This window comes from Paraburkholderia sp. RL18-085-BIA-A, assembly GCF_046027075.1.
Lineage (GTDB): Bacteria > Pseudomonadota > Gammaproteobacteria > Burkholderiales > Burkholderiaceae > Paraburkholderia.
Genome location: NZ_JARESU010000036.1, coordinates 31,330 through 50,699 on the forward strand (window position 1 = coordinate 31,330; position 19,370 = coordinate 50,699).

Genomic DNA, 19,370 nt, shown 5'->3' on the forward strand with positions numbered 1-19,370 from the left:
AGGACAGACCAAAATGACCGCTGGAACAAACGATAGATCAACCGCAACACGCCCCTCACGATCTGAAGAGCATTTGAAAGAAGACCCATCGGGCGGCGAGAGTCGCAACGAGGCGACACATGCCGTGTCCCAATGGGCTTGGGCGAGTGCACGTGATCACTACGACTGGATGGATTCGCACGCGCCGTTTTCCCATCTTGACTAGCATCTGATCCCGGCAACGAATCGTTGCTGGAAAGCGCCCTCTGCGTCGGAGTTCACATCAATCGCTCGCACGCCGCAGGTCGGGCTCTCAATGAGTACCGCCAGGCGGTTTACGTCAGCGCGTCTGAACTTACGAGCTTCTGTCGATTTGCGATGTCCTGGTTTGCCAGCGCGTCGCGCCCACGTTCGAGTCCCTGCCTATCATGAACACTGCCCCGATCAGATCCCTGCTGATTGCTAACCGCTCCGAGATCGCGATTCGCGTGATGCGCGCTGCCGCCGAACTGGATGTTCGCACCGTGGCTATCTATTCAAACGAAGACCGGCTCGCGCTGCATCGCTTCAAGGCTGATGAGAGCTACCTGGTGGGCGAGGGCAAGAAGCCTCTCGCCGCCTACCTCGACATCGACGACATTCTCCGGATCGCCCGGCAGGCGAAGGTCGACGCCATCCATCCCGGTTACGGTTTTCTCTCCGAGAATCCCGACTTCGCGCAGGCTGTGATCGACGCGGGCATACGCTGGGTCGGTCCCTCGCCGGAAGTCATGCGCATGCTCGGCAACAAGGTTGCGGCGCGCAACGCGGCAATCGCCGCCGGTGTGCCGGTGATGCCTGCCACAGACCCGTTGCCGCGCGAGATCGACGAATGCAAACGTGCTGCGGCGGGAGTCGGCTATCCACTGATGCTCAAGGCAAGCTGGGGCGGTGGCGGGCGAGGCATGCGGGTGCTCGAAAGCGAGCAGGACCTCGAAGGCGCGCTGGCCGCGGCCCGGCGGGAAGCGCTTGCTGCGTTTGGCAACGACGAAGTCTATGTTGAGAAACTGGTGCGCAACGCGCGCCACGTCGAAGTACAGGTGCTCGGTGACGCGCACGGCAACCTCGTGCATCTCTACGAACGCGACTGTACGGTGCAGCGGCGCAATCAGAAGGTCGTGGAACGCGCCCCCGCGCCGTATCTCGATCATGCGGGCCGCGCTGCGCTCTGCGAATCGGCACTTCGGCTGATGCGGGCAGTCGGCTATACGCATGCCGGCACCGTGGAGTTTCTGATGGATGCGGACTCGGGGAAGTTCTACTTCATCGAGGTCAACCCACGCATCCAGGTCGAGCACACGGTCACCGAGATGATCACCGGGGTCGACATCGTCAAGGCGCAGATCCGCGTTACCGAAGGCGGCAGAATCGGCCTCACCGAAGACGGGTTGGATCAGGACGGCGTCGTCAGCAACCGCGCCGCCGGGGTGCCGGCGCAGGCGGAGATTCCGCTGAACGGGCATGCGCTTCAATGCCGGATCACGACCGAGGATCCCGACAATGGCTTCCTGCCCGACTACGGGCGGCTTACCGCTTACCGCAGCGCGGCCGGATTCGGTGTGCGGCTCGACGCGGGAACGGCTTACGGCGGCGCCGTGATCACCCCGTACTACGATTCGCTTCTGGTCAAGGTGACCACCTGGGCACCGACGGCCGCGGAATCGATCCGGCGGATGGACCGCGCGCTGCGCGAATTCCGCATTCGCGGGGTCGCGTCGAACCTGCAGTTCCTCGAGAACGTCATCAATCATCCCGCCTTTGGAACCGGCGACGTCACCACGCGCTTCATCGATCTGACGCCCGAACTGCTCGCCTTCACGAAACGCCGTGATCGAGCGACGAAGCTGCTGCGCTACCTCGGGGAGGTGAGCGTCAACGGGCATCCGGAGATGACGGGCCGTTCGATGCCCGCGTTGCCCCTGCCGGGGCCCGTGATGCCCGCAGTAGACACTGCGGACTCGATGCCTATGGGTACACGAGATCGCCTGCGTGAGCTGGGCGCCGAAAAATTCGCACGCTGGATGCTGGACCAGAAGCAGGTACTGTTGACTGACACGACGATGCGCGATGCGCACCAGTCCCTGTTCGCCACGCGCATGCGTACCGCCGACATGCTGCCCATCGCGCCGTTCTACGCGCGCGAGCTTTCGCAGCTTTTTTCAATGGAGTGCTGGGGCGGCGCGACCTTCGACGTGGCGCTGCGTTTTCTCAAGGAAGACCCGTGGGAACGTCTTGCGCAGCTGCGCGAAAGGGTGCCTAACATCCTTTTTCAGATGCTCCTGCGCGGCTCGAATGCAGTGGGTTATACGAACTACGCGGACAATGTGGTGCGCTTTTTCGTGCAGCAGGCGGCTGGCAACGGCGTCGACCTGTTTCGCGTGTTCGACTCGCTGAACTGGGTGCGCAACATGCGGGTCGCGATCGACGCGGTACGCGAAAGCGGCGCGTTGTGCGAAGGCGCAATCTGCTACACGGGCGATCTGTTCGACTCTTCCCGCTCCAAGTATGACCTCAAGTATTACGTCGGAATCGCACGCGAACTGCAGCGTGCCGGCGTGCACATTCTGGCCATCAAGGACATGGCGGGCATCTGCCGTCCAAACGCCGCCGCGGCGCTCGTGAAGGCGATCAAGGAAGAGACGGGCTTACCCATTCACTTCCATACGCACGACACCAGCGGTATTTCGGCCGCTTCGGCACTCGCCGCGATCAATGCCGGCTGCGATGCCGTCGACGGTGCGCTCGATGCGATGAGCGGCCTTACGTCGCAGCCGAACCTGTCGAGCATTGCCGCTGCGCTGGCGGGCAGCGAGCGCGATCCCGGGCTCAATCTGGAACGCTTGCACGAGGCGTCGATGTACTGGGAAGGAGTGCGCCGCCACTATGCACCGTTCGAATCGGAGATCCGGGCCGGCACGGCCGACGTCTACCGTCACGAAATGCCCGGTGGCCAGTACACGAATCTGCGGGAGCAGGCACGCGCGCTCGGAATCGAACATCGCTGGACGGAAGTATCGCGCGCGTACGCGGACGTCAACCGGATGTTCGGCGACATCGTCAAGGTAACGCCCACCTCGAAGGTGGTCGGCGACATGGCATTGATGATGGTGGCCAACGATCTGAGCGCGGCTGATGTGTGCAACCCGGCGAGGGATATCGCTTTTCCTGAATCGGTCGTGTCGTTGTTCAAAGGTGAACTTGGCTTCCCGCCTGACGGGTTTCCAGCGGAGCTGTCGCGCAAGGTCTTGCGGGCAGAGCCGCCTGCGCCATACCGGCCCGGTGATCAGGTTCCTGCCGTCGATCTGGGCGCGGCGCGCGCGCAGGGCGAGGCGGCCTGCGAACACCCGCTCGATGACAGGCAACTCGCGTCGTACCTGATGTATCCGAAGCAGACGGCCGAGTACCATGCGCACTTGCGTGCATACAGCGACACCTCGGTGTTGCCCACGTCTGCTTTCCTGTATGGCCTGCAGCCGCAGGAAGAAGTCGCTGTCGATATCGATGCAGGCAAGACACTTCTCGTGTCGCTGCAGGGGCGGCACGCCGATGTCGACGAGTGCATGGTGAAGGTCCAGTTCGAACTGAACGGGCAGTCGCGCACTGTTGTCATCGAGCAGCGCAGTACCATGCTGGCGGGGCCGGCACGCAAAAGCCGAGCGGTTGCGGACCCGGAAAATCCACTGCATGTCGCCGCGCCGATGCCGGGCTCGATCGTGACGGTCCAGGTTCAACCCGGACAGTGCGTGCCGGCAGGTAGCACGCTGGTCGCGTTGGAAGCGATGAAGATGGAGACACACATCGCGGCCGAGCGAGATTGTGAGATCGCTGCGGTGCATGTGCAACCGGGTGACCGCGTGGCAGCGAAGGATCTGCTCATCGAGTTGAAAGCGCTAGCCGATTGAGACTAATGTCGAGAGACGTCACTGCATCCTCATGACCCTCGTGAGGATGCGTTGCACTTGGGCTACGCAGTCGCTAACGGTCGAAATCCTGGCCTCAGACGTTCGCCGTCAAAGCAAAATCCATGACGAATCTAAGCCACAAGCTTTCTTTTTCCGTTGGTAGTGTGGGCGGGTAGTAATGCGGCGAGAACACGCGGCTGTGACGCGCTCAACGGAATGGTGTTGGCGGGAAAGTTTCCGCCGGCACGCGGACAACTGACAGCGGCGGCGCGAATTACAGTCTTACCGTGGACCCGGCTGTTTCGAACGGAACTGCGAATTTGTTGCGAATGCAAGGATCGCGCCGTGGTGCGGCGTAGCCATAATGAAAAAGGGAATGGGCCGGTCGCGCCGGCCCATAACTCGATGTCACTTCCGCACTCCGCCGTCGAGCAGGAGCGGGCGCGGAAACCGGTGATGATTCGCCGTGGTTGCTTATGCGTAGCTATAGACGCCGTGACCCGTCTTGCGGCCGAGGTGGCCGGCCGCTACCAGCTCGCGCAACAGCGGACAGGGCCGGTACTTCGGGTCACCCAAATCCTTCTGAAACACTTCCAGTACTGACAGGACGACATCGAGGCCAACGAGGTCGGCCAGTGCGAGCGGGCCGATCGGGTGATTGGCCCCAAGCTTCATGCCGGCGTCGATTTCGTCGGCGGTGGCGATGCCTTCGGCCAGCACGAAGAAGGCTTCATTGATCATCGGCACGAGGATGCGGTTGACCACGAATCCCGGCGAATTCTTCACGCCGATGGGCGACTTGTCGAAGCGCGTCGTTAACTCGTGGATCGCGTCTACCGTCTCCGGGCTCGTGCGCACGCCGCGGATGATCTCGACAAGCGGCATCATCGGCACCGGATTGAAGAAGTGCATGCCGATAAAGCGTGACGGATCGGCGAGTGCCGCGCCCAACGCGGTGATGGAGATCGACGAAGTATTCGATGCGATGATGGCGTCGGGGCGTGCCACGGACTCGATCTGTTTGAGAATTCGGACCTTCAGGTCGTTGTTCTCGGTAGCGGCCTCGATCACGATGTTGGCGTCACGCAGCCGCTGGTAATCGGTCGAAGTTTCGATCCGGGCGAGGGCGGCCGCGCGAGCGTCGACGTCCAGCTTGCCCTTCGAGACCAAACGTTCGAGGCTGCTGCTCAGGGCTGCCAAGCCCTTGGACAGGGCAGCATCCGTAACGTCGATCATGACGACCTTCAGGCCGGCCACAGCAGCGGTCTGGGCGATGCCGTTGCCCATCGTGCCCGCGCCGACAATACCTACAGTTTCAATGTGCATTTGCGTGCGAATCCCCTTACTGGAGGTTTTCGAAGATGGCCGCGATGCCCTGACCGCCGCCAATGCACATCGTGACAAGCGCGTAACGGCCACCCGTGCGCGCCAGTTCATACAGAGCCTTGACGGTGATCAGCGCGCCCGTCGCACCGATTGGGTGGCCGAGGGAGATCCCTGAGCCATTGGGGTTGACCTTGGCGGGGTCGAGTTGCAGCTCTTGCGCGACGGCGCACGCTTGCGCGGCAAATGCCTCGTTTGCCTCGATGACGTCAATGTCGCCAATGCTCAAACCCGCACGTTCGAGCGCGATTCGGGTAGCCGGCACCGGACCGATACCCATATAGCGCGGATCGACACCAGCGTGTGCGTATGACACCAGGCGAGCCATCGGCTTGATGCCGTGACGCTCGGCGGCTTGCCGGTCCATCATCAGGACTGCGGCTGCGGCGTCGTTGATGCCAGATGCGTTGCCCGCGGTAACCGTTCCGTTTTCCTTTTTGAAAACCGGACGCATGGCGGCGAGTTCAGCGGCATCGACTTCCGTGCGCACGTGCTCATCGGTGTCAAACACCACTTCCTTGCCCTTGACCTTGCGCTTGATCGGGAGGATCTGTTCCTTGAACCGGCCCTCGGCAATCGCCCGCGCCGCCCGGCGATGGGATTCCACTGCCAGTTCGTCTTGCTGCTCGCGCGTGATGCCAAATTTCTGCGCGACGTTTTCGGCAGTGACGCCCATCGGGACCGTTTCGAATGGATCGTTCAGTGCGCCAAGCATCATGTCGATCAGCCGGCTGTCACCCATACGGGAGCCAAAGCGTGCGTCCGTTGATATATAGGGTGCGCGGCTCATGTTCTCGGCGCCGCCGCCGATGGCGACTTCAGCATCGCCGAGCAGGATGGTTTGTGCTGCGGAGATGATTGCCTGCAGGCCGGAGCCGCACAGGCGATTGACGGTGAAGGCAGGGGCCGATTCGGCGATGCCGCCGTTCATGGCTGCGACGCGCGAGAGATAGAGATCCTTGGGTTCGGATGGGATCACATTGCCGAACACAACGTGGCCAACCTGGTCGCCGGCAACACCTGCGCGCGCGAGCACCTCTCGCACGACGAGCGCGCCGAGTTCAGTCGTCGGAACGTCCTTCAGGCTGCCGCCAAACTTACCGATCGCGGTGCGCACACCGCTGACAACCACTACTTCTCTTTGCATTTACGAAAACTCCTTAGCTCGGTGCCCACGGAACCTTAACGGGATCGGCTGACCGATGGGTATGTCGTCCACTGTTTGGTCCAGACAGACGGGATTCCAGAATAAAAAACCCGGTGACCGGATTTGCAGGCCGGTTGATGTAGCAACTATATAAAAAAACTATCGTTGATATCTCCGCCACTGCGGCGTCGCGCTCATCCGAATAGGGCGTGGCGGCAACGCAAGTGAGAGTGGCCTCCAACCGGCGGGCTTGGGATGATTATGCAACAGCTTAGTCGTCGTGTCAGGTCAATGAATGCCTAAAAAGGTAAAGTGGGGTGTCTGTCATGAATTTCGCTGGAATTATTGTTATGAAGTTGCAAATGCAACGAATAAGGTTGTGACAGAAATTTGAAAGAAAGTGTCCTGAAGTCGATTGTCCTCCAGATTTTCGGAAAATCTGCCGCCGGGCAGGGAAATGCTGCGAGCGGGAGATTCGCTGCGTTTTTTGGGTATGGGGCGCTGGCCGGGCTGGTCAGGAAGTCCTAAATTGGCAGGGCCGCGCCGGTTGTATGCCGCGGGGCTCGCCACCTACCGTGGGAATTTCGCGGCGCTGGAAATATCGCTGCAATACCGCGCAAACGACACTGCGCGCCCACGACGGGCGATCCAGTGGCTACCTCGTTGAGTCCTCATACGCCCCTATACCCGCGTTGCCTGGAGCCCGCACCTCGCGGAACTCACGCAAGGCTCTGCGATTGGAGCGTCGCCCGTCCGTCGGGCACCTGAGGCATATAATTCGGCCACATAAAACCAACGTGGAGTGGTGTGATGGCAAGGTCTTATGATGTGATTCAGGCGGAGATCCTGAAACTGCAGCGGGAAGCAGAAGAGGCTCTGACTGATGCGCGCAATGAAGCCATTAAGAGGATTCGCGCCGAGATGGCAAAATTTGGCATTAGTGCCGACGAGTTGAGAGAATTGGCGCCAGTTGGGCACGGCGGTGCGCGGGCAAAGAATCGTGCCGCGGCAACGGCCCCAGAGCGGAATACGGCAGTCATCGGTGAGTCCGACGAGTCTCCGGCCGTCAGACTGCTCGAGGACGCCGGCATCGATTTCCGGCGCAAGGCCCCGGCACCCGCAGCCTCGCCAGCACAGGCAAAGCTGGCGCCTAAGTACCGTGATCCCAAGACCGGTGCCACCTGGAGCGGCCATGCGCGCCCTCCGGCCTGGATCAGGGACGCCAGGGACCGCTCGGTATTTCTGATCGACAGGAGCGCGGCCCCTGTAACCAGGCCCGCGAAGAAGGCCGCGACCAAGATCGCTCGCACGGCTCTCAAAAAGGCCCCGTTGCCAAAGGTTGCTGCCAGGGGCAGCAACAAGCCAAAGGATTCGGTTTCCCGCTAGGCCGCCACGCATTCTCGCGCCGCAACTGCTCCTTGGGCGGCAACGCTCGGCGGGTCGAATCGCTCGACATCCAGGACAACGGCGAGGCAGTACCGCTCACCGAGTCGATCGGCGTGGCGCCTTGCGCTCTGACATCGGGTCCGCCCGACAGCGCCATTGCGGCGCAGGCGCTGCTTGATCCGACCTCGGTGTTCCCGGGTCAGCCCATTCGCCTGACGCCGCCGCAGACCAACAGGCATCGATCAAGCAGGCTTAAGCCGTGCAACAGGCACCCTTCATTTCAATCTGGCGTTACGCCAATCACGCGGCGTCATGCCAAACCGCGCGGTGAACCAGTTCGTAAAGGAGCCCTGCTGGTTATAGCCGAGCAGTATCGCGACTCTACCAATCGGATAACGCGGGTTGCTCATATAGCGCACGGCGAGTTCGCGCCGGACTTCTTCGATCAGTGCCGAAAAGCTGGTGTCGGCCGATCCGAGTTGCCGCTGCATGGTGCGTACGCTCAGACGTAAATGACGGGCAACCAGATCGACTGTAGCCTGCTCGACGGGTAGCAACAGGTAGATCGCCTTGCGCACTTCCAGCGCGATCGAATCTGCACCGGTTACGTTGAGCGGAGTGGCGAGGCTTTCGGCATATCGGACCAGTTCTGGATCGGCGGCCGGATTCGGGTAGTCGAGGTCGGCAGCTGCGCAAACGACCCCGTTGAAGTCGCTGCCGAACTCCAGCGGACAGCCGAAGAAGCGACGATGAAACGTCTGGTCAGCCGGCCCAGGGTGAGCGAAATGGACGGCGCGCGGTTTCCAGTGGTTGCCGAGCAGTGCACTGGAGTGGCGCGCGAGGACACCAATTGCAAGCTCGATCGCCTGCCTGGTCGGTGTGCCCGGATCGAGGACGAGTTCCTCCCGGATGGTGACCGTTTCTCCTGCGTCCTCGACGTAGACGGCCAAGGCCTCGTTAAGCAGATGCCGGAATTCGGCTGCGGCCAGCAAAACTTCGCGTAACGTGCGTTTGTGCGCGAGCAGGACATTGACCACGCCGGTCCCGAATTTCTGGCGGGTTTCAGCCATCTGCAGCGCGAAAGTCGGACACGACGCTTTTTCAGCCGTGAGTTCCAGTAACCGGCAGCAGGCGGCGGCCGAAATGCGCTCATCCGGATTCGCCAGCGCCGCCGGGTCGATTCCGGCCTGCTGCGCGAATTCGACAGGATTCAGTCCCAGCCGCCGCGTCACATCGAAGTACCCGCTCATGGCAACCGAGCGTAGCATCGTCTCCATCTCTGTCTCTCCGCAGGCTCCATACGGGCTGCGCCAGCATTGCAGCAATGAAGTGCCTGCTGACCCGCATACCGGTGTTTACGCGCACTGGCATCAATCGCTAAAAGGATGGCGTCTATACATAAAAGTGTAACGCGCGATTGCCCTATTGTGCGAGCACTGCGGTTCTATTCCCGCAAGATGGCGTCGAGCTGCCAAGGCAGGCGTCAGGAGCCTGCCGCTGCGCTCGGCATAAAGGACGCAGCCCGCCCGACGCGTTAATCCATGTCGGGTTTCAAGGGTAGGACACCCCGGCGTACGCCGGGGGGCGGTGGTAACGAATATCCATAATCGGCCGTGTTTGTCCTGAATGGCAAATACTGTCGCAAACAAGCTAGACACGAAGGAGACAAACCATGCTCATGCAGCACGCTGAGCCCACCACGGGCGATGTTTCGACAACAAGAACGGACGTGCGAACCTACGCCTGGGTGGTATTTGCCTTGACGGTTGGATTGCTGCTCTCCGACTACATGTCGCGGCAGGTGTTGAACGCAGTGTTTCCGCTGCTCAAGGCCACCTGGAACCTTTCCGACACGCAGCTGGGTTCGCTTAGCAGTGTGGTCGCATTGATGGTTGGCGTACTTACCTTTCCGCTGTCGGTGCTCGCCGACCGGTGGGGCCGCGTGAAGAGCATCGTCCTGATGGCGGCGATGTGGAGCCTCGCGACGCTGGGCTGCGCGATCTCGACGACCTATGGCGAAATGCTGATCGCACGAGCCTTCGTCGGCATCGGCGAGGCCGCCTACGGCAGCGTGGGCATTGCGGTTGTTCTGAGCATCTTTCCGGCGCGCCTGCGCGCCACGCTCACCGGCACGTTCATGGCGGGCGGCGCGTTTGGCTCGGTGCTGGGAATGGCGCTCGGCGGTGCGGTGGCAGCTCATATGGGCTGGCGCCCGGCGTTCGGCGCGATGGCGGCCGTGGGCATCGTGCTGGTCATCATCTACCGGTTTGTCGTCACAGAAAAACGTCTCGCACCGCTGCAGTCGGCAAGCTTGAACCGGCAGGTGGAAGGGCTCGGCGTGCGCATGAGCTTCCGCGCGCTGATGAAGGGTCTCTTCTCGACGAAGTCCGTCGTGTGTGCCTATGTCGGTAGCGGCATCCATCTGATGGTTCCCGCCGCCGTCTGGGCGTGGATGCCGAGCTTCCTGAACCGCTACTACGGGATGGATACCGGCAAGGCTGCAATGAGTGCGGCGGTGTTCGTGCTGGTGACCGGCCTTGGCATGGTGGTGTGCGGCAATCTGGCTGACCGGCTCAGCAAGAATGTACGCGAAAGGAAGTTGGTCGCCGCGATCGCGTTCTGCCTGATTTGCTTCACGCTGCTCGCGATCGGCTTCCGCATGCCTGCGGGTCCGTTGCAGCTTGTCGTGATCGGCGTGGGGATGTTCTTCTGCGCAGGCGCGAGCGGCCCTTCGGGTGCGATGGTGGCGAACCTCACCCCGCCGTCCATTCATTCATCGGCGTTTGCAACACTGACGCTGGCGAACAATCTGCTGGGCCTGGCACCCGCTGCCGTACTCACCGGTTTGGTCGCGGACCGCATCGGTCTGCTCGGCGCGTTGCAACTGGTTCCGCTCGCGGCACTCATCGGGGCGATCGCATTCTTCATTGGCAAGCGCAACTACGCCGACGATCTGAACCGCCTGGACGCCCTGCGCGAGGATGCTGATCGCTGAGCGGGGGGGGGCGGTGCCGTCGCCTGGTCACGACGCGGCGGCATCGGCCGGGCCGGGCATCGAGCGGGACATTGCGTGAGGGACTTCCGCAGCTTCCCGCAGGCGACTAGAGTAGACGTTCGACCTGCGACGACGCGTAGCATGTGGCGGCCGTTCATTGATATATGATTGAATTAGCAACCGTTTTAGATTACATAGCAACTGACGAAAGCGCCTGAATGCTTTTTTCACTAAATCCTCGCGGTATGCGCGAGCTTCGCGGCACTCACCGCCGCAACACAACACTGATCTGACAATAGACGGCTTGGGTAAGACGAGCAGTTCCGCCGCAGGCAGAAGTCTATTTGCAGATTGAGTAACGGATAGGAGATTGAACATGGCGAAAGCAATCCGCTTTCATGAAACCGGTGGTCCCGAAGTCTTGCGCTACGAGGACGTTGAAGTGGGCGAACCGGGCCCCGGGCAGGTCCGCCTGCGCCATGAGGCTGTCGGTCTGAATTTCGCTGACACATACTTTCGCAGCGGTCTGTACCCGGTTCCGATGCCTGCTGGTATGGGCGTCGAGGCCGCGGGCGTGGTCGAGGCCGTCGGCGCCGATGTGACCAACGTCGCGGTCGGCGATCGTGTGACCTACACCGGTTTTATCAACACGCTCGGTGCCTACAGCACCGAACGGCTGATCCCGGCCGCGCCGCTCATCAAGCTGCCAGATGCGATTAGCTGCGAAACGGCTGCCGGTATGACCATGCGCGGCCTGACCTCGTCCTACCTGATGCGCCGCATTCACGACTTCAAGGCCGGTGACACCATCCTGCTGCACGCGGCCGCCGGCGGTGTCGGCCTGATCGTGTCGCAATGGGCGAAGCTGCTGGGTCTTAACGTGATCGGCACGGTTTCGACGGAGGCCAAGGGCGAGGTGGCCCGCGCCCATGGTTGCGACCACATCATCTACTACGGCCGGGAAGACGTTGCGAAGCGTGTGCGCGAACTGACCAACGGCGTCGGCGTAAACGTGGTGTTCGACAGCGTCGGCAAGGATACCTTCGAGGCGTCGCTCGATTCGCTCAAGCGCCGCGGCCTGATGGTCTGCGTCGGCACGGCCTCCGGCCCGATCCCGCCGTTCAACCCGCAGATTCTCGCGATGAAGGGCTCGCTCTACCTGACCCGCCCGGCGCTTGCCGACTATATCGCCGACCCCGCCGAGAAGAACGAACTTGCCGGCGAAATCTTCGGGCATATCGCCGCGGGCCGCATCAAGATCGAACTGAACCAGCGTTACGCGCTTGAGGATGCCGCTCAAGCTCATCGGGACCTGGAATCGCGCAAGACGACCGGCTCGTCGGTCTTTGTTATCTGAGGGACAAGCCATGCGAATCGAACAACTTACCAACGCCATTGGCGCCGAAATGGTGGGCGTCCAGCTCGCCGACGCGATCCGCGACGATGGCCTTTTTGCCGAGATCCGGGCGAACCTGCTCAAGCACCGGGTGCTGTTCCTGCGCGATCAGGAGATCACCTGCTCCGAGCATGTTGCTTTCGCGCGCCGCTTCGGCGAGCTGGAAGACCACCCGGTCGCGGGCAGCGATCCCGAGCATCCCGGCCTTGTGCGGATTTACAAGACGCCGGACCGGCCCAACGACCGCTACGAAAATTCGTGGCATTCGGATGCCACCTGGCGTGAAGCGCCCCCGTTCGGCGCCGTGCTGCGGTGCCTGGAATGCCCGCCCGTCGGCGGCGACACGATGTGGGCAAACATGGTGCTCGCCTACGAAAATCTGCCCCCTCATGTGAAGGAGCAGATCGCCGACCTGCGCGCCCGCCACAGCATCGAGGCGAGCTTCGGTGCGGCGATGCCGATCGAGAAGCGCCATGCTTTGAAAGCCCAATATCCTGACGCGGAGCATCCGGTCGTGCGCACACACCCCGAGACGGGCGAGAAAGTGCTGTTTGTCAATGCGTTCACGACGCACTTCTCGAACTACCACACGCCGGCGCGCGTGCGCTTCGGGCAGGACGCCAATCCGGGCGCGGGCGACCTGCTGCGCTATCTCATCAGCCAGGCCTACATCCCGGAGTATCAGGTGCGCTGGCGCTGGAAGCCGAACAGCATCGCGATCTGGGACAACCGCAGCACGCAGCACTATGCGGTGATGGACTACGCGCCGTGCCATCGGAAGATGGAACGCGCCGGGATTATCGGCGACAGGCCGTACTAACCTGAAGGAATCAGCATAGTGACTCTCGATATAGCACCTACGATACTTATCGTGCCCGGCCTGCGTGATCATGTGGCCGAACACTGGCAGACGCTGCTGCAGGCTCGCCTACCCAAAGCGGCTTCGGTGCCGCCGCTGGAGCACGACAAGCTCAGCTGCGCGGCGCGCGTCGCGGCGCTGGACGAGGCCATCGCCAGGATCGATGGTCCGATCGTACTGGTGGCTCACAGCGCCGGCGTCATGATTACCGTGCACTGGGCGCAGCGCCACCATCGGCCGATTCAGGGCGCGCTGCTTGCCACGCCGGCGGATCTGGAGACACCTATGCCCGCAGGTTATCCAACGCGCGATGCGCTCGAGGAGAATGGATGGCTGCCGTGCCCGCGTAAGCCGTTGCCGTTCCCGAGCATTCTCGGCGCCAGCCGCAACGATCCGCTGGCAACGTTCGATCGCGCTGCGGCAATGGCTGCGGACTGGGGCAGTCGTCTCGTCGATCTCGGCGAAGTTGGACACCTGAACCCGGCGGCCGGCTATGGCGAGTGGCCGCAGGCGGAGACCTTGATCCGTGAGCTTCTCTGACATGATCGGCGCGACGAAGCAGGGCACTGCGGTAGAAATGGCGTCCGTGACGATCGATGTCCACTTCGACTTTGTCTGCCCGTGGTGCCTGATTGGCAAGCGCAATCTCGATGCGGCCGTCAATCGCTTCGCCACCCTGGTTCCGGACGTCAGCGTCAAGGTGCGGTGGCACTCGCATCAGTTGTTGCCCGACATTCCCGTTGGTGGCGTGCCTTACCAGGCGTTCTACGTGGCCCGTTTGGGCAGTGCAAACGCGGTCGCTGCACGGCGCGCACAGGTTCAGGAGGCCGCTCGCGCAGCCGGCGTCCAACTGGCGTTCGACAGGATCGAGGTGATGCCGAACACGCGGGCAGCGCACCGCCTTGTTTCATGGGCCGGCACCACAAGTGCGGGATTCCAGCCTGCGACGCTGATCGACCGGTTGTTCACCGCTTATTTCATGGACGGCGAAGACATTGGCGACCCGGACACGCTCCAGCGAATTGGCCTCGCGTGCGGTCTTGACGCGACGGGCCTCGCTGAACATCTGGGGGCGCCGCGGCGCGATGACGACGTATGTCTCCCGCTTTCGTCTCAGGCCGAGGACGTCAGAGGCGTGCCGCATTTTGTGTTCAATTCGGCCCTATCGCTGTCTGGTGCGTATTCGGCCGGTGCAATCGTAGAGGCCATGCTGCGATCGATTGGTGAAAAAAGATAATGTCTCGCCAGATTCCGGCCGGGTCGGCCGATGAACTCACGCCGGGACAGCGCAAGCTCGTTTTCATCGACGGCCGCAGCATCGTGCTCTTCAATATCGAGGGCGAGCTTTACGCCATCGAGAACTCCTGCCCGCACAACGGCGCATCACTGGCAGGTGGCGAGCTCGACGGGCGGCTGCTTCGTTGTCCCGCCCACGGCCTTCGTTTTGACGTCGCAACCGGCCACATGCCGGGAAAGACTGGTTTGAATCTGACAACGATTCCCGTCCGGAACGTCGCGGGCGGGATTGAACTCACCGTCGACGACGCCGCGCCAGATCAATGTCACGCGCAGCAATGCGGAATTTAGATAATTCAGGAAGGTATCCATGCAAGGTTTGATGATGCAGCAACCGCTGCTGGTCGCTTCGCTGCTCGTGCACGCTGAACGCCACCACGGTGAACAGGAAATCGTGTCGAGGCGGGTCGAAGGGGACATTCACCGCTATTCGTACCGGGATCTCGCGCAACGCGCCCGCCGCATGGCAAACGCCCTGGCGGGCCTCGGCATCAAGCCGGGCGAGCGGGTGGGCACGCTCGCATGGAACGGCTACCGCCACATGGAGATGTACTTTGCTGCGTCGGGCTCCGGGGCCGTGTTGCATACGCTCAACCCGCGGCTTCACGTCGACCAGCTGGCGTACATCATTGAGCACGCGCAGGATCGCGTCGTGTTCTTTGACCTGACGTTTCTGCCGCTGATCGAAAGCGTCGCGCCGCGCGTAAAAAGCCCGAAGGTCTTCGTGGCGATGACCGATCGCGCGCACATGCCGCAAGCGCATGGCCTGTCCAGCATGCTGATGTGCTACGAGGACCTCATCGATCTTCACAGCGACGCGTTCGAGTGGCCGCTGCTGGACGAGAACAGTGCATCGTCGCTGTGTTACACGTCGGGCACCACGGGCAATCCGAAGGGCGTACTGTACAGCCACCGCTCGACCCTGCTGCACACCTACGCGGCGGCGCTGCCGGATTCGCTGAACTGCTCGGCGCGCGATGTGATCCTGCCCGTCGTGCCGATGTTCCATGTCAACGCGTGGGGCCTGCCGTATATCGCCTGCATGGTCGGTGCGAAGCTGGTGTTTCCGGGGCCGGCACTCGACGGCAAGTCGCTCTACGAGCTGATCGAGGCAGAACAGGTCACGCTGTCGGCCGGTGTGCCGACTGTCTGGCAGGGACTGCTGACGCATGCCGATGCGATCGAGGGTTCGTTCTCGACAATGAGGCGCACGATTATCGGCGGCGCTCCCTGTCCGACCGCGATGACGGCCGCGTTCCAGAATCGCCATTGCGTCGACGTACTGCATGCCTGGGGCATGACGGAACTGAGCCCGGTCGGCACGGTATGCAGTTTCAAGCCGCGTCAGCTTTCTCTGCCGGTCGACGAGCGTTATGCGGTTCAGGCGAAGCAGGGGCGGTCCGTATTCGGCATCGACATGAAGATCGTTGGCCCCGACGGCGAAGAGTTGCCGTGGGACGGGAACGCTTCGGGCGACCTGCTTGTGCGGGGGGCGTGGGTCACGCGGCAATACTTTGGCAATGACGACGCATCACCGTTGCGCGACGGCTGGTTCCCGACCGGCGACGTGGCAAAGATCGATCCCGACGGCTTCATGCAGATTACGGATCGCAGCAAGGACGTCATCAAGTCCGGAGGCGAGTGGATCAGTTCGACCGACATCGAAAACGTCGCGTACCTGCACCCCGAAGTCGCGAGTGCGGTCTGCATCGCTGCGCGACACCCGAAGTGGGACGAACGGCCGCTACTGCTGATCGTGAAAAAACCGGGCAGCGCGCTCACCGCGGACGAACTGCTCGCCTTCTTTGACGGCCGGGTTGCGAAGTGGTGGAAGCCGGAGGCTGTGGTATTTGTCGAATCGGTTCCGCTCGGCGCGACAGGCAAGGTGCTCAAGCACCGGTTGCGGGAACAGTACGGAGATTACTATTTGTCGACCTGATACGCCCAAGCGGCTGCATCGCAGGTCTATTTGATCAACAACAAAAAAGCCGCCGGGTCCGCCCGGCGCCCCCCAAATGGAGGAGACACAATGAAATTAAAACTGAGCAGCGCTGCGGCACTGGTGGTGTTCGCCACTGCCGCCCATGCGCAATCGTCGGTCACGCTCTACGGCGTACTCGACACTGGACTGCTGTATCAAAGCACCTCGGCGGCAACGTTCCAGCCGCACGCGCCCAACCTCGGGCATCTTTATCAGCTCAAGGACGGCGGGATCTATGCCAGCTACTGGGGCCTGAAGGGAAGCGAAGACATCGGCGGTGGCTACAAGATCAACTTCAAGCTGCAGGGTACGTTCAATACTGCGAACGGCAGGTTTGGCCTGGCCGACACGCCGGGCACGACCGCGATCTTCAACCAGTTCGCGACGATCGGCGCATCCACTCCGTTTGGCACGTTCGACGCCGGTCGGCAGATCATCCCGATGATCTACGCGATGGCGGAAACCGACGTCCGCGGCGCGCAGTATTTCGGCAGTATCCTGACTGCGTGGCTGGGCGTGAATCAGGCGGCCGGTTGGCCGGGCACCAGCACGAACGCCCCGATCGGCGCCCTGTATGACAGTAACGCGCTGGTCTACAATTCGCCGAAATTCTATGGTGCGTCGCTCGCGCTCGAGTACGCGCCGGGCGGTGTTGCCGGCCATTTCCAGGGCGGCACGCGCGAGTCGGCGGTGCTCAAGTATTCGAATTACGGTCTGAATCTGTCCGCCGTCTACTACAACGGACACGACACCAATCCGTTCCCGCTGACCTATCCGGCAGCTCCGGCTGTGCCCGCGACGGGGCTGGCGAACAACCGCTTCTACTATTTCGGTGCGATGTACACGATCGCCGGATTTTCGATCTCCGGCTCGTATGGCGTCGGCAAGAACCCCGCGAACACCAACACGGCGGACTTCGAAATGGCATCAGGTGGCCTCGGCTACCAGTTCAATCCGCGCTTCAAGATCACGTCGGGGTACTACTACCTGAGGGACCGGAACCATTCAGCAAATCACTCGAGCGAAGTCGCAGTGGGTGCTGAATACAACCTGTCCCAGAGGACCAAGGCGTACGCGCAAGTCGGGTATGTCGATAACAAGGGGACCATGAACCAGACGATCATCTATGGGGCCCCGGTTGCGCCGGGAGTGTCCACCACGGCGGCAATGATCGGCATCCGTCATACGTTCTGATTTCGCAACGCCTTAAATGGCAATTGGAGTATTCAATGAAGAACATCGGAACATTCAGGCTGGCTGTCGGGGCCGTAATCGTTGCAACTTCCGTGACCGCATGGTCGCAGACACGCGAAGCGGCCAGTGCACCGGGCGCATCCGCTATGGCGGCGTCGGGTTCAGCGGCACCGGCCACAGGAAGAAAGGCGAATCGTGCCTTGCGCCGACAGGTCTATAACGCCATCGCGAAGCACAAGGAGATTAGTGCCGGAAATATCAGCGTCGTCGCAAAGGACGGCGCGGTAACGCTCAATGGCACCGTCACGGACAGCTCCCAGGTGGGCACGGTCGCGGAAATCGCGAAGGGCGTTCCGGGAGTAACGTCGGTCACCAACAAGCTAACCGTAGAAAAACCGTTTGGCGGCATGTAAGGCGCCGTACCCGGTACGGAAGTGCGGCGGGGCCGACCGATGTATCGGTCCCGTCAGCCTCCGCCCGCAGTATCGACTTGCCCGGGGCAGCAGGCCGTCCGAGGCCTGCTCCTTGAAGTCGCGCATCTGTTTGCGGCCCGCGCTTGGATCCCTGCCGGTCCTCGAGTTCCTGCGCGCGGATCCGGGTGAGCGGGGTGGCCACCGAGCCTGGCAGCAGTTTCTGTTGGGAGCGGTAGAAAAGCAGCAACTGATGGTTGATCGAATAGACCAGCGAGTCATTGTCACGCGGCGAAACCCAACCACTGCGCTGCATTTCGACCCTGCAGGCGAACTCGAACGCGAACGCATGAGGCGCGAGCCACTATTGCATTTGCTCTGCTCTCATGGACCGAGGGATCTGAAGGTTCTTGAGCCACGTGGCAGCGCTCGTTGAAGAGCCGGATACCGACTCTATCTGAGCGTGGACGCAGGAAGCGCGGGGCGCGCCAGCGAATTCATTCGCGTTTGCCTTGCCCAGCCCGGATCAGATCGCCGGGGTCAGTGATTTGTTCATTGGTAAAGCACACGCGAGCGAGCGCGCACCAACGGTGCGCCGTTCAAAGCTCAGGTGGCCTCCCAACCGTGGGACGCGAGAATCTTGTCCAGCAGGTAACGAAGAGCTTCGCTTTCCGGCTCACTGAGACACTCGTAAAGCTCCCTGTCTCGTCGGTCCATCGTTGGGCCGACCTTCCTGAAAATCTTTCGTCCTTCGGCTGACAGCGAAATGATCACGCTGCGTCCGTCCTGCTCATTGCCCGTGCGCCCGAGGATCCCCTTGGCGAGTAAGGCATCCACAGTGCGACTTGCCTGACTCTTGTCGAGATTGGCGCGGCGGGAAATGTCCATGATGGTTTGCGGTCCGAAAGTGCCAACTACTCCAATAATGCTTGCTTCCGGATAAGGCAACCCAAGTTTCTCTCGGGATAGCTCGGCGCTCATGCGGTCAGCGATTTTGGTCAACGCCTTCAGCCGATAGGTCAGCGATTCGTCAGGTCTGGACTCGATGGTCGACATAGTGTCACTCGGAAATGCAATTCAAAATTACGGATATAACCCGCATATGTTGCCCCGGCCAGAGTGGGGTGGTCAACTTTTCCGAGTAAGGATACTCACCTTGACTGCACAAGCAAACTGTGAATTGTTTGCGATTTCGCGCGGTGGGCGCGATGTTGGGCGTTTTTATCCGCGGTAATTCGCAGGCCCGTGCAGTTGCGTGTTCAATTAGCGACACGTCGAGTCACGTGCGTCGGCTTTGCATTGCGACCGGCGAGGGCAAGAAAACCGGGAGGGCCGGACCCGCCCCGGCGGCAAACGCGGACGGTCCGGAAAGAAGAAAGCCGCCTCGAGTGAAACGGGCGGCT

16 protein-coding genes are annotated in these 19,370 nt (G+C 61.7%); 11 read left to right on the forward strand and 5 right to left on the reverse strand.

The features are described 5' to 3' along the window. Positions 1–407 precede the first annotated feature (407 nt). The gene (locus P0D89_RS23775; protein ID WP_408367398.1) at positions 408–3,920 is read left to right on the forward strand and encodes a pyruvate carboxylase; all 3,513 of its coding nucleotides are present in this window, start codon (positions 408–410) and stop codon (positions 3,918–3,920) included. Between the two features lie 474 nt (positions 3,921–4,394). Here P0D89_RS23775 and P0D89_RS23780 read toward each other — a convergent pair whose 3' ends face one another. Beyond that, entirely contained in the window at positions 4,395–5,246 is an 852-nt protein-coding gene (locus tag P0D89_RS23780) for a 3-hydroxybutyryl-CoA dehydrogenase (RefSeq protein ID WP_408377356.1), read from the reverse strand. A 16-nt stretch (positions 5,247–5,262) separates the two neighbouring features. Beyond that, positions 5,263–6,450, reverse strand: a complete 1,188-nt coding sequence (gene bktB / locus P0D89_RS23785; protein WP_408367394.1) for a beta-ketothiolase BktB — start codon at positions 6,448–6,450, stop codon at positions 5,263–5,265. Positions 6,451–7,260: 810 nt separating this feature from the next. Between bktB and P0D89_RS23790 the strand changes: the two genes are divergently transcribed. Beyond that, complete coding sequence (locus P0D89_RS23790) at positions 7,261–7,836, forward strand: H-NS family nucleoid-associated regulatory protein (protein ID WP_408367392.1); 576 nt, start codon at positions 7,261–7,263, stop codon at positions 7,834–7,836. 275 nt (positions 7,837–8,111) lie between these two features. Here the strand turns inward: P0D89_RS23790 and P0D89_RS23795 are convergent, their stop codons facing one another. Beyond that, complete coding sequence (locus tag P0D89_RS23795) at positions 8,112–9,113, reverse strand: AraC family transcriptional regulator (protein ID WP_408367390.1); 1,002 nt, start codon at positions 9,111–9,113, stop codon at positions 8,112–8,114. A gap of 395 nt (positions 9,114–9,508) precedes the next feature. Between P0D89_RS23795 and P0D89_RS23800 the strand changes: the two genes are divergently transcribed. From P0D89_RS23800 to P0D89_RS23840, 9 genes are all read left to right on the forward strand, one after another. After that, positions 9,509–10,831, forward strand: a complete 1,323-nt coding sequence (locus P0D89_RS23800) for an MFS transporter (protein WP_408367388.1) — start codon at positions 9,509–9,511, stop codon at positions 10,829–10,831. 376 nt (positions 10,832–11,207) lie between these two features. Then, positions 11,208–12,188: a quinone oxidoreductase family protein gene (locus P0D89_RS23805; protein ID WP_408377357.1), complete on the forward strand. Its 981-nt coding sequence runs from the start codon at positions 11,208–11,210 to the stop codon at positions 12,186–12,188. A 10-nt stretch (positions 12,189–12,198) separates the two neighbouring features. Then, positions 12,199–13,047, forward strand: coding sequence for a TauD/TfdA dioxygenase family protein (locus tag P0D89_RS23810; protein ID WP_408370861.1), 849 nt, complete (start codon positions 12,199–12,201; stop codon positions 13,045–13,047). Between the two features lie 18 nt (positions 13,048–13,065). Next, the gene (locus tag P0D89_RS23815) at positions 13,066–13,626 is read left to right on the forward strand and encodes an RBBP9/YdeN family alpha/beta hydrolase (RefSeq protein WP_408370863.1); all 561 of its coding nucleotides are present in this window, start codon (positions 13,066–13,068) and stop codon (positions 13,624–13,626) included. Position 13,627: 1 nt separating this feature from the next. After that, the gene (locus tag P0D89_RS23820; protein WP_408370865.1) at positions 13,628–14,323 is read left to right on the forward strand and encodes a DsbA family oxidoreductase; all 696 of its coding nucleotides are present in this window, start codon (positions 13,628–13,630) and stop codon (positions 14,321–14,323) included. Continuing rightward, entirely contained in the window at positions 14,323–14,673 is a 351-nt protein-coding gene (locus tag P0D89_RS23825) for a Rieske (2Fe-2S) protein (protein WP_408370867.1), read from the forward strand. The genes P0D89_RS23820 and P0D89_RS23825 overlap by 1 nt, the downstream gene beginning before the upstream one ends. A gap of 19 nt (positions 14,674–14,692) precedes the next feature. After that, the gene (locus tag P0D89_RS23830) at positions 14,693–16,321 is read left to right on the forward strand and encodes a 3-(methylthio)propionyl-CoA ligase (RefSeq protein ID WP_408377358.1); all 1,629 of its coding nucleotides are present in this window, start codon (positions 14,693–14,695) and stop codon (positions 16,319–16,321) included. A gap of 90 nt (positions 16,322–16,411) precedes the next feature. Further along, the gene (locus P0D89_RS23835) at positions 16,412–17,557 is read left to right on the forward strand and encodes a porin (protein ID WP_408370806.1); all 1,146 of its coding nucleotides are present in this window, start codon (positions 16,412–16,414) and stop codon (positions 17,555–17,557) included. Between the two features lie 35 nt (positions 17,558–17,592). After that, a complete protein-coding gene (locus P0D89_RS23840) occupies positions 17,593–17,970 on the forward strand; it encodes a BON domain-containing protein (protein ID WP_408377360.1) in 378 nt (125 codons plus the stop codon). On the opposite strand, the gene rdgC is transcribed toward P0D89_RS23840, so the two are convergent. Both rdgC and P0D89_RS23850 read right to left on the reverse strand, forming a co-directional pair. Beyond that, on the reverse strand, positions 17,927–18,283 hold the full coding sequence (rdgC, locus tag P0D89_RS23845; RefSeq protein ID WP_408363520.1) for a recombination-associated protein RdgC: 357 nt from the start codon (positions 18,281–18,283) through the stop codon (positions 17,927–17,929). The genes P0D89_RS23840 and rdgC overlap by 44 nt on opposite strands. A 290-nt stretch (positions 18,284–18,573) precedes the next feature. Next, positions 18,574–19,023: a MarR family winged helix-turn-helix transcriptional regulator gene (locus P0D89_RS23850; protein ID WP_408363518.1), complete on the reverse strand. Its 450-nt coding sequence runs from the start codon at positions 19,021–19,023 to the stop codon at positions 18,574–18,576. Positions 19,024–19,370: the final 347 nt, after the last annotated feature.

What these genes read in the sequence shown, in the direction of transcription:
- P0D89_RS23835 (WP_408370806.1), top strand. Translation starts at nt 16,412, where the DNA reads ATGAAATTAAAACTGAGCAGCGCTGCGGCACTGGTGGTGTTCGCCACT.
- P0D89_RS23800 (WP_408367388.1), top strand. Translation starts at nt 9,509, where the DNA reads ATGCTCATGCAGCACGCTGAGCCCACCACGGGCGATGTTTCGACAACA.
- P0D89_RS23820 (WP_408370865.1), top strand. Translation starts at nt 13,628, where the DNA reads ATGATCGGCGCGACGAAGCAGGGCACTGCGGTAGAAATGGCGTCCGTG.
- rdgC (WP_408363520.1), bottom strand. Translation starts at nt 18,283, where the DNA reads ATGCAGCGCAGTGGTTGGGTTTCGCCGCGTGACAATGACTCGCTGGTC.
- P0D89_RS23825 (WP_408370867.1), top strand. Translation starts at nt 14,323, where the DNA reads ATGTCTCGCCAGATTCCGGCCGGGTCGGCCGATGAACTCACGCCGGGA.
- P0D89_RS23830 (WP_408377358.1), top strand. Translation starts at nt 14,693, where the DNA reads ATGCAAGGTTTGATGATGCAGCAACCGCTGCTGGTCGCTTCGCTGCTC.
- P0D89_RS23805 (WP_408377357.1), top strand. Translation starts at nt 11,208, where the DNA reads ATGGCGAAAGCAATCCGCTTTCATGAAACCGGTGGTCCCGAAGTCTTG.
- P0D89_RS23780 (WP_408377356.1), bottom strand. Translation starts at nt 5,246, where the DNA reads ATGCACATTGAAACTGTAGGTATTGTCGGCGCGGGCACGATGGGCAAC.
- P0D89_RS23775 (WP_408367398.1), top strand. Translation starts at nt 408, where the DNA reads ATGAACACTGCCCCGATCAGATCCCTGCTGATTGCTAACCGCTCCGAG.
- bktB (WP_408367394.1), bottom strand. Translation starts at nt 6,450, where the DNA reads ATGCAAAGAGAAGTAGTGGTTGTCAGCGGTGTGCGCACCGCGATCGGT.
- P0D89_RS23810 (WP_408370861.1), top strand. Translation starts at nt 12,199, where the DNA reads ATGCGAATCGAACAACTTACCAACGCCATTGGCGCCGAAATGGTGGGC.
- P0D89_RS23790 (WP_408367392.1), top strand. Translation starts at nt 7,261, where the DNA reads ATGGCAAGGTCTTATGATGTGATTCAGGCGGAGATCCTGAAACTGCAG.
- P0D89_RS23840 (WP_408377360.1), top strand. Translation starts at nt 17,593, where the DNA reads ATGAAGAACATCGGAACATTCAGGCTGGCTGTCGGGGCCGTAATCGTT.
- P0D89_RS23850 (WP_408363518.1), bottom strand. Translation starts at nt 19,023, where the DNA reads ATGTCGACCATCGAGTCCAGACCTGACGAATCGCTGACCTATCGGCTG.
- P0D89_RS23795 (WP_408367390.1), bottom strand. Translation starts at nt 9,113, where the DNA reads ATGGAGACGATGCTACGCTCGGTTGCCATGAGCGGGTACTTCGATGTG.